The organism is Pseudomonas sp. SbOxS1 (genome assembly GCF_013416725.1).
Lineage (GTDB): Bacteria > Pseudomonadota > Gammaproteobacteria > Pseudomonadales > Pseudomonadaceae > Aquipseudomonas.
Genome location: NZ_JAAVXC010000002.1, coordinates 358,116 through 372,093, shown reverse-complemented (window position 1 = coordinate 372,093; position 13,978 = coordinate 358,116). Strand labels below are relative to the sequence as shown.

General features: G+C 61.5%; 11 protein-coding genes. 4 read left to right on the top strand and 7 right to left on the bottom strand.

Annotated features, from left to right (window positions below; genetic code table 11):
• Positions 1-91 precede the first annotated feature (91 nt).
• Positions 92-1,261, bottom strand: coding sequence for an acetylornithine deacetylase (gene argE, locus HFK74_RS02640; protein ID WP_180202225.1), 1,170 nt, complete (start codon positions 1,259-1,261; stop codon positions 92-94).
• A 156-nt stretch (positions 1,262-1,417) separates the two neighbouring features.
• Here argE and HFK74_RS02635 point away from each other — a divergent pair, with 156 nt between their 5' ends.
• Positions 1,418-2,785 carry an inorganic triphosphatase gene (locus tag HFK74_RS02635; protein ID WP_180202224.1) on the top strand — a complete coding sequence of 456 codons (1,368 nt, stop codon included), beginning with the start codon at positions 1,418-1,420 and terminating at the stop codon, positions 2,783-2,785.
• A gap of 79 nt (positions 2,786-2,864) precedes the next feature.
• Here the strand turns inward: HFK74_RS02635 and HFK74_RS02630 are convergent, their stop codons facing one another.
• Positions 2,865-3,329 (bottom strand): Lrp/AsnC family transcriptional regulator, encoded by a 465-nt coding sequence (locus tag HFK74_RS02630; RefSeq protein WP_008064939.1) that lies wholly within the window; start codon positions 3,327-3,329, stop codon positions 2,865-2,867.
• Between the two features lie 126 nt (positions 3,330-3,455).
• On the opposite strand from HFK74_RS02630, the gene HFK74_RS02625 reads away from it, so the two are divergent.
• The 3 genes from HFK74_RS02625 to HFK74_RS02615 all read left to right on the top strand — a co-directional run bounded on the left by HFK74_RS02625 (position 3,456) and on the right by HFK74_RS02615 (position 6,057).
• Positions 3,456-3,794, top strand: coding sequence for a hypothetical protein (locus HFK74_RS02625; protein ID WP_180202223.1), 339 nt, complete (start codon positions 3,456-3,458; stop codon positions 3,792-3,794).
• A gap of 90 nt (positions 3,795-3,884) precedes the next feature.
• A complete protein-coding gene (locus HFK74_RS02620; protein ID WP_180202222.1) occupies positions 3,885-5,669 on the top strand; it encodes a GspE/PulE family protein in 1,785 nt (594 codons plus the stop codon).
• Positions 5,670-5,739: 70 nt separating this feature from the next.
• Complete coding sequence (locus HFK74_RS02615) at positions 5,740-6,057, top strand: DUF2388 domain-containing protein (RefSeq protein WP_008064936.1); 318 nt, start codon at positions 5,740-5,742, stop codon at positions 6,055-6,057.
• Between the two features lie 174 nt (positions 6,058-6,231).
• Here HFK74_RS02615 and gcvP read toward each other — a convergent pair whose 3' ends face one another.
• From gcvP to HFK74_RS02590, 5 genes are all read right to left on the bottom strand, one after another.
• Entirely contained in the window at positions 6,232-9,105 is a 2,874-nt protein-coding gene (gene gcvP, locus HFK74_RS02610; RefSeq protein ID WP_180202221.1) for an aminomethyl-transferring glycine dehydrogenase, read from the bottom strand.
• Between the two features lie 247 nt (positions 9,106-9,352).
• Positions 9,353-9,736 (bottom strand): glycine cleavage system protein GcvH, encoded by a 384-nt coding sequence (gcvH, locus tag HFK74_RS02605; protein WP_180202220.1) that lies wholly within the window; start codon positions 9,734-9,736, stop codon positions 9,353-9,355.
• Positions 9,737-9,786: 50 nt separating this feature from the next.
• Positions 9,787-10,869: a glycine cleavage system aminomethyltransferase GcvT gene (gene gcvT, locus HFK74_RS02600; protein WP_008064933.1), complete on the bottom strand. Its 1,083-nt coding sequence runs from the start codon at positions 10,867-10,869 to the stop codon at positions 9,787-9,789.
• A 155-nt stretch (positions 10,870-11,024) separates the two neighbouring features.
• Complete coding sequence (locus HFK74_RS02595; protein ID WP_180202219.1) at positions 11,025-12,641, bottom strand: iron ABC transporter permease; 1,617 nt, start codon at positions 12,639-12,641, stop codon at positions 11,025-11,027.
• Between the two features lie 205 nt (positions 12,642-12,846).
• Positions 12,847-13,851, bottom strand: coding sequence for an extracellular solute-binding protein (locus HFK74_RS02590; protein WP_180202218.1), 1,005 nt, complete (start codon positions 13,849-13,851; stop codon positions 12,847-12,849).
• Positions 13,852-13,978 lie beyond the last annotated feature (127 nt).

Below are 13,978 nucleotides of genomic sequence, written 5' to 3'. Positions count from 1 at the left end.
GAGCCTGCTCACGATGAGGGCAATGCAGTCGACATCGATGGCGGATGGTCGATAGCTATCGCGAGCAGGCTCGCTCCCACATTGACCGTGTTCAAGCCAATGCCCCCGAGGCTTGGGCCGGCGTCAGGCAGTAATGTTCAATCAACTGTCGTAATAGATGCACCGTAGGCTGCAAACGTGACATTTCGAGGAATTCCCCCGGTTGGTGAGCGCAGGCAATATCGCCCGGGCCAAGCACCAGTGTTTCGCAGCCAAGTTGCTGAAGATAAGGCGCTTCCGTGCCGAATGCCACTGCTTCGGCGGCATGGCCGGTGAGCTTTTCGGCAATGCGCACCAGTTCTGCATCCTCAGCCTGCTCGAAAGGCGGTACTTCGGCGAACAGGGGGGCGTAATCGATCTTGACCTGATGCCGCTCGGCAATCGGCCTGAGCTTCTGCAAAATCTCGGCACGCAGGACCTTGGGGTCCATACCCGGTAACGGCCGCAGATCGAATTCCAGCGAACACTGCCCGCAGATGCGGTTGGGGTTGTCGCCACCATGGATGCAGCCGAAGTTCATGGTTGGCATCGGCACGCTGAACTGCGGATTGCGGAATTCGCGCTGCCACAACAAGCGCAGGCCGCGCAGTTCACCGATAGCGTCGTGCATGGCTTCGAGCGCGCTGTGCCCCAGGCGCGGGTCCGAGGAGTGGCCGCTCTGCCCGAGGATATCGATGCGCTCCATCATGATGCCTTTGTGCATGCGGATCGGCTTGAGCCCGGTCGGCTCGCCGATCACCGCCGCACGACCCAGCGGCCTTCCTGCCTGGGCCAGCGCCCGGGCGCCGGACATCGAGCTTTCTTCATCGCAGGTGGCCAGAATCAGCAGCGGCTGCTTGAACGGTTGGTCGAGCAGCGGCCTGACGGCTTCGATGGCCAGGGCGAAAAAGCCCTTCATGTCGCAGCTGCCCAGACCAACCCAGCGCCCGTCGACCTCCGTCAGTTTCAGGGGGTCGGTCTGCCACAACGCGCCATCGAACGGCACCGTATCACTGTGACCGGCCAGCACGAGCCCGCCGGGGCCACTGCCGAAACTGGCCAGCAAGTTGAATTTGCCGGGGCTGACCTGCTGGATGTCGCAGGCAAAGCCCAGGTCACCGAGCCAGGCGGCCAGCAGGTCGATCACCGGACGATTGGATTGATCGAGACTTGGCTGGGTACAACTGACGGACGGCGCAGCGATCAGCGCAGCGAACTGATCTTTCATGGACGGCAAAGGCATCGCTGACTCCAACTCCCGAATTGAAGTCCATCATAGAGCCATCCGGTGACAGGAATAAACCGTCGCACGGCGAAGGCAGGTCGAGTCCTGTACACTGCACGACCTTGGCAGCCACCAATTCCCTCGGCTGCGCTCCCGATCCTGGATTTTCCGGCCATGCAGAAAGAAACCGAAATCAAGCTCCGCGTCAGCCGCGAAACCCTCGCCGCCCTGCGCGAGCACCCGCTACTGAAAAAACGCAACAAAAGTGGCTGGGAACGCCGTGAGTTGATGAATCAATACTTCGACACCCCCGAGCGTGACCTGGCCCGGGCCAAAGTCGCCCTGCGCCTGCGCAAGGACGGCGAAGAAGTGATTCAGACCCTCAAGACCCGCGGCCAAAGCGTCGCTGGCCTGTCCGTACGTAACGAGTACGACTGGAACCTGCCCAAAGCCAAGCTCGACCTGAAAAAACTGGACGGCGAATGCTGGCCCGAAGAACTGGCTGAACTGGACAAGAAAACCCTGAAAGCCATCTTCACCACCGATTTCGTCCGCGAGCGCGCGGAAATCGCCTGGGGCCGCGGAAAGTCCAAAGTGGTCATCGAAGCGGCACTGGACCTGGGCCACGTGGTAGTCGGCAAACAGAAAGAAGAAATCTGCGAACTGGAACTGGAATTGCGCGAAGGCGAACCTGCCGCGCTGCTGGAACTGGCCGCCGAACTGGCCGAAAAACTGGCGCTGATGCCATGCGATATCAGCAAGGCCGAACGTGGCTATCGCCTGTACGACGCCCACAGTTACTCGTTGAGCCTGCCAGCACCGCAGATCAGCGCCGAAACGCCGCTGGACGACGCATTCGCCGCGCTCAGCTGGCACTTGCTGGGCAGCAGCCAGCGCCTGGCCGAGCAGTACCGCTTCAATGGCCACTGGCGCCTGTTGCAGGACTGGGTCGAGAACCTGGCTGAAATGCGCGCGCTGATCAGCAGCCTCGGCCAAGCCGCACCACGTCAGTCGACCCACGATTTGCGTGTCGCGCTCGACGCCCTGCTGGAAGACTGGCGCCCGCTGGTACAGGCCGGCCTGGACGATGAAGACGTTCGCAAAGCCGCACCGGAGCAGTTCCTCGAAGAACTCGAAGACCCGCGTTGGGGCCTGTTCTCCCTGAACACCTCGCGCTGGTTGCTGGCCCGCACCTGGACCGCCGAGCGCAACACCCGCGGCAATCGCCAGGGCGCCGCGCAATTGGGCAGCTGGCTGCCACGTCTGCTGGGCGAAGAAGCCACCTCGCTGCAATTGCAGCGTTACCAGCAACAGCCGGAAGACCTGGCCGAGCAACTGCCGCGCATCGAACGCATCCAGGTCTGGCTGCACCACGCGCGCAACGTGCTGGAGATCCCGGAAATGGATCGCCTCTACGGCGAGCTGAACAAGCTGGCACAACTGGCCAACGAGCCGATCACCGACGAAACCCTGGATGCGCGCAAGCAACAGGCGATCGCGGTCTATCAGAATCGTGCCTGGAAGATGTTGCTGCGTCTGTAATATCGCCATCGCAGACAAGCCTTGCTCCTGTAGGAGCGAGGCTTGCCCGCGAAGAGGCCGGTACAGGCACTACAAAATCCTAGACCGGCAAACTGGTGGTCGACTTGATCTCCGACAACGCCACGATAGAGTTCACCTCCTGAATCCCCGGCACCAGCGACAGCTTCTCGAAGAAAAACCGCTCATACGCCTCGATGTCCGCCGCGACGATCCGCAGCATGAAATCCACCGCCCCCATCAGCACGTAACACTCCAATACCTCGGGAAAACCTCGAATCGCCTCGGTGAATTCGGTGAAGTTCGAACGGCCATGGGCGTTGAGTTTTACCTGGGCAAAAATCTGCGTGTTCAGGCCGATTTTCTTGCGGTCGAGCAAGGTGACCTGGCCGCGAATGATCCCCTCCTCCTTCATCCGCTGAATCCGCCGCCAACAGGGCGACTGCGAAAGTCCCACCTGCTCCGCAATCTGCGCGCTGGAGAGCGAAGCATCCTCCTGCAGCAAGGCGAGAATCCTGCGGTCGTAGCTGTCCAGCTCGCTGTGCATAAAAAAACCTTCAACTTATAGTTTTGTGAATTACACGATTCGCCAAATCTGTATTACGGCTAATCATAGATAAGAAATACCCGCCACCGAATGTAAAAATTTCTCCAATCAGCCTGGAGACCGAACATGCCCTACCTGGAAGCCGTCAATACCTCGCCCACCCGTGCCGATGCCTGGAATGCCGGCAACGCCCATTGCCGCGTTCACTACCAATTGCTCGCCGAAGCCGAACCGGACCTGCTGTGCCGCGCGCTCAACCTGTTCGCAATGCAGTTCCTGACACCGCAACAGGTGAATGTGCAGCGTCGGGACGACTTGCTGGCCATCGATGTCGTCATCGACGGATTGAGCTGGCATCGCGCCCAGGTGATTGCGGAAAAACTTCGAAACCTGATCAGCGTGTGCTCGGTCGATCTGCAAACCGCCGATTCTGCCTGGGTCGAAACGGCTCTGGCGGTGGGCTGAAAATTCCCGAAACGGCTTCGTCGGGTAGTGGCCCAACGGCCTGCGGGGTCACGGCTATCCTTTGCGCACTGTTGTTCAAAAGGAGCCCGCATGTCCGTTCAAATCGCCTTTCAGGACCGCTGGCTGGACCTCAATGATGTGCTGCGTGAACTGGTCGCCCAGGGCTTTGTCAGCCAGGACTCAGCCGAACAGGCGCTCAACGCCCGACGCCGTCACGCCGCCAATGGCCAGATGCACCCGCTGGAGTTCATCGCCAGCCAACACCTGGACGACCTCAGCCGTCCCGGCAAGCACCTGGACCTTGAAAGCCTGACCCTGTGGCTGTCCCAGCAAGCCGGCCAGCCTTACCTGCGTATTGATCCGTTGAAGATCAACGTCGCGGCCGTGACGCCGCTGATGTCCTACGCCTTTGCCCAGCGTCACAAGATCCTCGCGGTGTCGGTCGATCGCGACGCAGTGACCATCGCCAGCGCCCAGCCTTACGTCACCGGTTGGGAAGCCGACCTGACCCACGTGCTGAAACTGCCGATCAAGCGCGTGGTGGCCAACCCGGTGGACATCCAGCGTTTCAGCGTGGAGTTCTTTCGCCTGGCCAAATCGGTCAGCGGCGCGAGCAATGCCGATCAACAGGTCAGTACCCTGGGTAACTTCGAGCAGTTGCTCAACCTCGGCGCCAGCGATCAGGAGCCCGACGCCAACGACGCGCACATCGTCAATATCGTCGACTGGCTGTTCCAGTACGCCTTCCAGCAGCGCGCCAGCGATATCCACATCGAGCCCCGGCGCGAACAGGGCACGGTGCGCTTTCGCATCGACGGCGTGCTGCACAACGTCTACCAGTTCCCGCCGCAGGTGACCATGGCCATCGTCAGTCGCCTGAAAAGCCTGGGGCGAATGAACGTCGCGGAGAAACGCAAACCCCAGGACGGTCGGGTGAAAACCAAGACCCCGGAGGGCGGTGAAGTCGAGTTGCGACTCTCGACCTTGCCCACGGCCTTCGGCGAAAAAATGGTCATGCGGATCTTTGACCCGGAGGTGCTGCTCAAGGATTTCGATCAGCTGGGTTTTTCCGCCGATGACCTGCGGCGCTGGCAGGACATGACCCGCCAGCCCAATGGCATCATCCTGGTCACCGGGCCGACCGGGTCGGGCAAGACCACCACGCTCTACACCACGCTGAAAAAACTGGCGACGCCCCAGGTCAACCTCTGCACCATCGAAGACCCGATAGAAATGGTCGAGCCGGCGTTCAACCAGATGCAGGTCCAGCACAACATCGACCTGACCTTCGCCGCCGGGGTCCGGGCGCTGATGCGGCAAGATCCGGACATCATCATGATCGGTGAAATCCGCGACCTGGAAACCGCCGAGATGGCCATCCAGGCCGCCCTCACCGGGCACCTGGTATTGTCGACGCTGCACACCAACGATGCGCCCAGCGCCATCAGTCGCCTGCTGGAACTCGGCGTGCCGCATTACCTGATCAAGGCCACCGTGCTTGGCGTGATGGCCCAACGCCTGGTGCGCACCCTGTGCCCACACTGCAAGGCTCCGCAGGCCCTGGGCGAGGAAGACTGGCAAACCCTGACCCGACCCTGGCAAGCGCCGCTGCCTGGCAACGCCCAGCGCGCCATTGGCTGCCTGGAATGCCGCGATACCGGCTATCACGGTCGTGCCGGGGTGTACGAAATCATGCAGTTGAGCGACGGCCTGAAGGCACTGATCAATCCCGACACCGACTTGCTGGCGATACGGCGCCAGGCGTTCAAGGAAGGCATGCGCAGCCTGCGCCTGTCAGGCGCGCAGAAAGTGGCGGCGGGTTTGACCACGATCGAAGAGGTGTTGCGGGTGACACCGCAGAGCGAGCAGAAGTAGGTGGGCCGTCATGGAACTCGATGGGGGGCCGACAATCCAACACCGCAGTTAATCAGTGGAGTCACCCATCATGCGTTTCAAAGTTGCTGTCGCTACCATCGCCTTGTTGTCCTTGCCTGTCGGCTCGGCGATGGCTGATAGCTTTTGGCGTAACGTCCTTACCTCCGGTGCAACCACCGGTTCGACCTACCTGACGTTCAAGGACAACAAGATGATCATCGCTGCCCAGGACGATGCCAGCAGCTTCGTCGCCAGTGACGGCGGCATCCGCGGTCCGTACCTGGAAGCGGCGATGCAGAAAGTCCGCGCCGACAACCCGGGGCTGCAGGCCACGGATATGGAACTGGCGAATGCGATCCTGGCGAAGAACGCCGTGGCTTCGGAATAAGCCCAGGTTGCCGAACAAAAAATGCCGCTCACATGAGCGGCATTTTTTATGCCCACCACAAATCCCTTGTAGGAGCTGGCTTGCCAGCGAAAGCGGTGTAACAGTCAACATGGATGTTGAATGCAAGGGCCTCTTCGCTGGCAAGCCAGCTCCTACAGAGGGTGTGTGTGTTGTTCAGCGGTATTCATCCAGCGGCACACACGCACAAAACAGGTTCCGGTCGCCGTAGACATTGTCCACCCGGTTCACCGCCGGCCAATACTTGTGCGCCTTGGTATGCGCATCCGGCGTGACCGCCTGCACGATGCTGTAAGGCCGCTCCCACACGCCAGTGATATCCGCCAGCGTATGCGGCGCACGCTTCAACGGGTTGTCCTCGGCCGGCCAGTTGCCGTTCTGCACCTCGGTAATTTCCGCGCGGATACTCAGCATCGCGCCGATAAAACGGTCCAGCTCTGCCTTCGATTCACTTTCGGTGGGTTCGACCATCAACGTCCCCGGCACCGGGAACGACATGGTCGGTGCATGGAAGCCATAGTCCATCAGGCGCTTGGCAACGTCTTCTTCGCTGATGCCGGTCAGCACCTTGAGGGGGCGCAGGTCGAGAATGCATTCGTGGGCCACCCGCTCGTTGCGGCCGGTGTAGAGCACTGGAAACGCACCGGACAGGTGCCGCGCCAGGTAGTTGGCCGCCAGGATCGCCACCTCACTGGCGTCGGCCAATTGCGGCCCCATCATGGCGATGTACATCCAGCTGATCGGCAGAATGCTTGCACTGCCCCAGGGCGCCGCACTGACCGCGCCATTCTGCGGCTGCGGTCCATCGATAGGCACGACCGGATGATTGGCCACGAACGGCGCGAGGTGGGCGCGCACGCCAATCGGCCCCATGCCCGGCCCTCCGCCGCCATGGGGAATGCAGAAAGTCTTGTGCAGGTTCATGTGTGACACATCGGCGCCGATGTCCGCCGGGCGCGCGAGGCCAACCTGGGCATTGAGGTTGGCGCCGTCCATGTACACCTGGCCGCCATGGCTGTGGACAACTTCACAGATTTCGCTGATGCCTTCCTCATACACGCCATGGGTCGACGGATACGTCGCCATCAGGCAGGCCAGTTTATCCCCGGCCTCGGCGGCCTTGTCTTTCAGGTCCTCCAGATCGACGTTGCCCGCCTCGTCGCACTCGACAATTACCACGCGCATCCCGGCCATCTGTGCCGAGGCCGGGTTGGTGCCGTGGGCCGACGAAGGAATCAGGCAGATATCCCGCCCGCCCTGCTGGCGGCTCTCGTGGTATTTGCGGATCGCCAGCAGCCCGGCGTATTCACCCTGGGCCCCGGAGTTGGGCTGCATGCAGATCGCATCGAAACCGGTTATCGCGCAGAGCCAGCGCTCCAGTTCTTCGATCATCAAGGTGTAGCCGAGAGCCTGTTCCCTGGGTGCAAACGGATGCAGGTTGGCGAACTGCGGCCAGGTAATCGGGATCATCTCGCTGGTGGCGTTGAGCTTCATGGTGCACGAGCCCAGCGGGATCATCGATTGATTGAGCGCCAGGTCCTTGTTTTCCAGCTGCTTGAGGTAGCGCAGCATCTCGGTTTCGCTGTGGTGGGCATTGAACACCGGGTGGCGCAGATAGGGCGAAGTTCGCGCCAGCGTGTCGGGAATGCCGCCAGCCAGGGTTTCAGCGTCCAGTTCGTCGACGTTTAGCCCATGATCAGACCCCAGGAACAGGTCGAACAGTTTTGTTACGGTGGTTTCGTCAGAGGTTTCGTCGAGGCTCAGACCCAATTGCCCGCGCCCCAGAATACGCAAGTTGATCTGCGCGGCCTGGGCACTTTCGATGATCGCGGTCTGGGTGCCACCGACCTCCAGGGTCAGGGTGTCGAAGAAGTGCTGGTTGAGACGGGTAATGCCCTTGCGCTCAAGGCCCGCGGCAAGGATGCAGGTCAGCCGGTGCACGCGCTGGGCAATCCGTTTCAGCCCTTCCGGGCCGTGATAAACCGCATAGAAGCTGGCGATATTGGCCAGCAGCACTTGAGCGGTGCAGATGTTCGAGTTGGCCTTTTCACGACGGATATGCTGCTCGCGGGTTTGCAGCGCCATGCGCAGGGCAACATTGCTGCGGGCGTCTTTCGACACGCCGATGATGCGGCCTGGAATCGCTCGCTTGTACTCGTCACGGCTGGCGAAAAACGCCGCGTGAGGGCCGCCGTACCCCATGGGCACGCCGAAACGCTGGGATGAGCCGAACACCACGTCGGCGCCCAACTCCCCCGGCGGGGTGAGCAACAGCAGGCTCAGCAGATCGGTGGCGACACACGCCAGCGCCTGTTGGGCATGCAGATGATCAATTAGCGGGCGTAAATCACGGATCTCGCCGTGGGTGTCGGGGTACTGCAGCAGCGCACCAAATACCTGGTGCTGTTTCAAGTTTTCCACAGCGTCGACGATCAATTCGAAGCCGAAGCCTTCCGCTCGGGTTTGCACCACGGAAATGGTCTGCGGATGGCAGTGCTCGTCGACAAAGAACAGGTTGCTCTTCGACTTGGCGACACGCTTGGCCAGGGCCATGGCTTCCGCCGCCGCAGTGGCTTCATCCAGCAGCGAGGCGTTGGCCAGTTCAAGGCCCGTGAGGTCGATGGTCAATTGCTGGAAATTGAGCAGCGCTTCAAGACGGCCCTGGGCGATTTCCGGTTGATAGGGTGTGTATGCGGTGTACCAGCCGGGATTTTCCAGGACGTTGCGCAATATGACAGCCGGCGTCAGCGTGCCGTAATAGCCCATGCCGATCAGGCTGGTCCAGACCTGGTTTTGCTCGGCGTAACCGCGCAGCTTGGCCAGCGCGGCTTCTTCGTCGAGGGCCGGCGGCAGGTCGAGTGGTCGGTTCAGGCGGATTCCCGGCGGTACCGTCTGCTCGATCAACTCGACCCGGCTACCGAGGCCAAGGCTGTCGAGCATCGCCTGTTGCTCGGCGGCATCAGGCCCAAGGTGGCGGCGAAGAAAGGCATTGGGGTCGCGTAACTGGCTCAGGGACGGCAACTGGGACATGACGGGCTCTCTCTTGACTGGCGCTCAACGTCGATGCAACACGGTCAAACCAGCATAGCAGTCGATGCCAGACGCGAACCCCTGTAGGAGCGAGCAGGCTCGCGATGAACTCCAGAACACCGCGGGGTGTCAGGCTTCCAGCGTCATCGTTGACGACCATCGCGAGCAGGCTCGCTCCTACAAAGGAAAAAATCGCCAGAAGCAAAAAAGCCCCGACAGGTCGGGGCTTTGGGGTGACGCTGAAGGCTTATTCGCCGATGGCGGCCTTGTAACCTGCTGCATCGAGCAGCTTGTCCAGGTCAGCCGTGTTGCTTGGCTTGAGTTTGAAGATCCACGCGCCGTACGGGTCGGAGTTAAGCAGTTCAGGCTCACCGCTCAGTGCTTCGTTGACCGCGATCACTTCACCGGCTACCGGGGAATAGATGTCGGAGGCCGCTTTAACCGACTCCACCACACCGGACTGATCACCGGCGGCGAAGACGTTGCCGACTTCGGTCAGCTCAACGAACACCACATCACCCAGCGCTTCCTGCGCGTGATCGCTGATGCCCACGGTGACGGTGCCATCGGCTTCCAGGCGAGCCCATTCGTGACTCTCGGCAAAACGCAGGTCGGCAGGGATATCGCTCATGTTCTGTGTCCTCAGGAAAATTATCGGCGGTCAACGCCCGCCGGAAAAGGTTAGATCAAGGTTTTGCCATGGCGGACGAAGGTCGGCTTGACCACTCGGACCGGGTACCACTTGCCACGGATTTCCACTTCTGCGCGGTCGGCAGTGGCCATCGGCACGCGCGCCAGTGCAATCGACTTGCTTAGCGTAGGAGAGAAACTACCACTGGTGATCTCCCCTTCGCCAACATTGGCGATGCGGACCACTTGATGAGCGCGCAAAACCCCGCGTTCCTCAAGGACCAGCCCCACCAGTTTGTGTTGTACGCCGCCGCTGCGTTCGGCTTCCAGCGCCTGGCGGCCGATGAACTGGCGAGCGGCCGGTTCCCAGGCGATGCTCCAGGCCATATTGGAGGCCAGCGGCGAAACGTCCTGGTGAATGTCCTGACCGTACAGGTTCATGCCCGCCTCGACCCGCAGGGTGTCACGCGCGCCCAGGCCAATGGGGGAAATGCCCGCCCCCACCAGATCGTTGAAGAATCCCGGCGCCTGGTCGGCTGGCAGAATGATTTCCAGACCGTCTTCACCGGTGTAGCCGGTGCGTGCGATGAACCAGTCACCGTCGGGCCGGCCTTCGAAAGGCTTGAGCTTGTGGATCAATGCGCCGCGCGCCTGGCTCACCAACTCGGCAATCTTTTGCCGGGCATGGGGGCCCTGGATGGCGAGCATCGCCAGTTCGGAACGCTCGTTGAGCTGCACGTCGAACCCGTCGAGATGCGCCTGCATCCACGCCAGGTCCTGATCGCGGGTAGAGGCGTTGACCACCAGGCGGTAAGCGCTTTCGAGGCGATAGACGATCATGTCGTCGACGATACCGCCGCGCTCATTGAGCATGGTGCTGTACAACGCGGTACCGGGTTTGTGCAGGCGTTCGACATCGTTGGCCAGCAAATGCTGGAGCCATGCCTTGGCCTGGGGGCCGTCGACATCGATCACGGTCATGTGGGATACATCAAAAACACCGCAATCGCGGCGCACCTGATGGTGCTCCTCGACCTGGGATCCATAATGCAAAGGCATATCCCAACCGCCAAAATCGACCATCTTCGCGCCGAGGGCAAGATGAAGGTCATACAGAGGCGTACGCTGTCCCATGGGTTTCTCCTTCCGGGCGTGGCGAAGGTGCGGACGAGTGATCATTTGTGCGGGAGCCCTGAAATAAAAGGCTTCCAGCCGTTTTCACTACCTTGTCTGTCAGATGGACCGCACCGAATGCCGCGCATTGTAGCCGCAAGGTGTAGGACTGGCACCTAGCTGTTTCGATGCGCCGAACGCCGTATCAATCCGATGACCGGTAGCAGCCCGACCAAAACCAGGGTCAAGGCCGGCAAAGACGCCCTCGCCCACTCGCCTTCACTGGTCATTTCGAAGATCCGCACCGCCAGCGTGTCCCAGCCAAAGGGGCGCATCAGAAGGGTCGCGGGCATTTCCTTGAGCACATCGACGAACACCAGCAACGCCGCGCTCAACGAACCGGGAAGCAGCAACGGTAGATACACTTTGAAAAACAGTCGCGGCCCACTGACACCCAGACTACGTGCCGCTTCGGGCAAAGATGGCCGTATTCGCGCCAGGCTGCTTTCCAACGGACCGTAAGCCACGGCGATGAAGCGCACCAGATAGGCCAGCAGCAACGCCAGCAGGCTGCCCAGCAACAACGGCTTGCCAGCCCCGCCGAGCCAGCCGGAGAGCGGGATCACCAGCACGCGATCCAGGTAACTGAACGCCAGCATGATCGACACCGCCAACACCGAGCCGGGCAAGGCGTAGCCGAGATTGGCCAGGCTGACCCCGGCGCGGATCCCCTGGGTCGGCGCCAGTCGCCGGGCGAACGCCAATACCAGGGCGACACTCACGGTGATCAGCGCCGCCATTGTTCCCAGGTACAAGGTGTGGACGATCAGGCCGGTGTAACGCTCGTCCAGATCCAGGCGCCCGCGCTGCCAGAACCACACCACCAGTTGCAGCATCGGAATGACAAAGGCACAGGCGAACACCAGCGCGCACCACCCCGTTGCCAGCAGCGCCTTGAGGCCGTGAAGGTGATACAACGCCTTGACACGTGGCCGTTCATTGCTCGCCCGGTTGGCGCCGCGAGCCCGACGCTCGCCGTACAGCACGAGCATCACCACCAGCAGCAACAGGCTGGCCAGTTGCGCGGCGGTTGAGAGGCTGAAGAATCCGTACCAGGTCTTGTAGATGGCGGTGGTGAAGGTGTCGAAGTTGAACACCGACACGGCGCCGAAATCCGCCAGGGTTTCCATCAGCGCCAAGGCCACGCCAGCACCGATGGCCGGGCGTGCCATAGGCATTGCCACGCGCCAGAACGCCTGCCACGGGGATTGACCGAGCACCCGCGCCGCTTCCATCAGGCCCTTGCCCTGGGCCAGGAACGCGGTGCGAGCCAGCAGGTAAACGTAAGGATAGAAGACCAGCACCAGTACCAGGATCACCCCGCCCGTGGAGCGCACACGCGGCAAACGCAGGCCGCTGCCGAACCATTCCCGCAGCAGGGTCTGCACGGGACCGGCAAAATCCAGCAGCCCAACGAAGACGAATGCCAGCACGTAGGCCGGAATCGCGAAGGGCAGCATCAGTGCCCAGTCCAGCCAACGCCGACCGGGGAATTCGCAAAGGCTGGTAAGCCAGGCCAGGCTCACCCCCAGGACCGTCACGCCAACGCCGACACCGAGTATCAGGGTCAGGGTGTTGCCCAGCAGGCGCGGCATCTGGGTCTCCCACAGATGGGACCAGATCTGCGGGTCGATAGCTTGCCAGGACAGCAGCAGGACGCTCAGGGGCAACAGGACCAGCGCAGCGATGGCGAAGACCAGGGGATACCAGCGGCGTTGGGCGGGGTGGGCCAAGGTATAGCTCTCAAGCAGATGAGGAGATAACAAAAACCCTTGTAGGAGCGAGCCTGCTCGCGATGAACGTTAACGATAACGCGGGGTGCCTGACGGTCAGCGGTGTCGTGACGTTCATCGCGAGCAGGCTCGCTCCTACAGGGTCAGAGGTGCCTGCGCAAAAACAAAACGCCCCGCACAGGCGGGGCGCATTATATCGGGCGACTCAGTTCCAGCCAGCGCGATCCATCATGCGAATCGCTTCAGCCTGGCGCTTGCCAGCAACTTCCACCGGCAGGGTATCGGCAATGAACTTGCCCCAGGCAGCGACTTCGGCCGATGGCTGCACAGTCGGGTTGGCCGGGAATTCCTGGTTCACGTCGGCGAAGATCTTCTGCGCCTCCGGCGTGGTCATCCACTCCACCAGGGCCTTGGCCGCTTCCGGGTGCGGCGCGTGCTTGACCAGGCCGATGCCCGACAGATTGACGTGCACACCGCGATCCGCCTGGTTCGGCCAGAACAGTTTCACCGGCAGGTCCGGCTTCTGTTTGTGCAGGCGGCCGTAGTAGTAGGTGTTGACGATGCCGACGTCGCACTGGCCGGCATTGATGGCCTCGAGCACTGCCACGTCGTCGGAGAACACGTCAGTGGACAGGTTGTTGACCCAGCCCTTGAGGATTTTCTCGGTTTTCTCGGCGCCGTGCACTTCGATCATGGTGGCGGTCAGGGACTGGTTGTAGACCTTCTTCGCCGTGCGCAGGCACAGGCGACCTTCCCAGTTCTTGTCGGCCAGTGCTTCGTAGGTGGTCAGTTCGCCCGGTTTCACCCGGTCGGTGGAATAGGCGATGGTCCGCGCCCGCAGGCTCAGGCCGGTCCAGGCATGGGAAGCCGCACGGTATTGCAGCGGAATGTTGGCGTCGATGGTTTTCGAGGTGAAGGGCTGGAGGATGCCCATCTGCTCGGCTTGCCAGAGGTTGCCGGCATCGACGGTCAGCAGCAGGTCGGCGGGCGTGTTCTCGCCCTCGGCCTTGATCCGCTGCATCAGCGGCGCTTCCTTGTCGGTGATGAACTTCACCTGGGTGCCGGTTTTCGCGGTGTAGGCATCGAAGACTGGCTTGATCAGTTCATCGATGCGCGAGGAGTAGACCACCACCTCGTCAGCGGCCTGGGCGGCGGTGCTGCCGATCAGGGTCATGGCCAGTGCGGTCAGTAGACGCTTCGGTGCCAACATGGGAGCGGTCTCTCGATTGAAAAAGTGAGGCCAAATGATAAGGACTCACATTTCCCTTCTCAATCGAACAGTTCCCGGAGGAGTTACCAGATGTTGCACAGCAGGGATGTGTGGTGAATGTGCCGAC

What these genes read in the sequence shown, in the direction of transcription:
- argE (WP_180202225.1), bottom strand. Translation starts at nt 1,261, where the DNA reads ATGCCTTTGCCGTCCATGAAAGATCAGTTCGCTGCGCTGATCGCTGCG.
- HFK74_RS02635 (WP_180202224.1), top strand. Translation starts at nt 1,418, where the DNA reads ATGCAGAAAGAAACCGAAATCAAGCTCCGCGTCAGCCGCGAAACCCTC.
- HFK74_RS02625 (WP_180202223.1), top strand. Translation starts at nt 3,456, where the DNA reads ATGCCCTACCTGGAAGCCGTCAATACCTCGCCCACCCGTGCCGATGCC.
- HFK74_RS02630 (WP_008064939.1), bottom strand. Translation starts at nt 3,329, where the DNA reads ATGCACAGCGAGCTGGACAGCTACGACCGCAGGATTCTCGCCTTGCTG.
- HFK74_RS02620 (WP_180202222.1), top strand. Translation starts at nt 3,885, where the DNA reads ATGTCCGTTCAAATCGCCTTTCAGGACCGCTGGCTGGACCTCAATGAT.
- gcvP (WP_180202221.1), bottom strand. Translation starts at nt 9,105, where the DNA reads ATGTCCCAGTTGCCGTCCCTGAGCCAGTTACGCGACCCCAATGCCTTT.
- gcvH (WP_180202220.1), bottom strand. Translation starts at nt 9,736, where the DNA reads ATGAGCGATATCCCTGCCGACCTGCGTTTTGCCGAGAGTCACGAATGG.
- HFK74_RS02590 (WP_180202218.1), bottom strand. Translation starts at nt 13,851, where the DNA reads ATGTTGGCACCGAAGCGTCTACTGACCGCACTGGCCATGACCCTGATC.
- gcvT (WP_008064933.1), bottom strand. Translation starts at nt 10,869, where the DNA reads ATGGGACAGCGTACGCCTCTGTATGACCTTCATCTTGCCCTCGGCGCG.
- HFK74_RS02615 (WP_008064936.1), top strand. Translation starts at nt 5,740, where the DNA reads ATGCGTTTCAAAGTTGCTGTCGCTACCATCGCCTTGTTGTCCTTGCCT.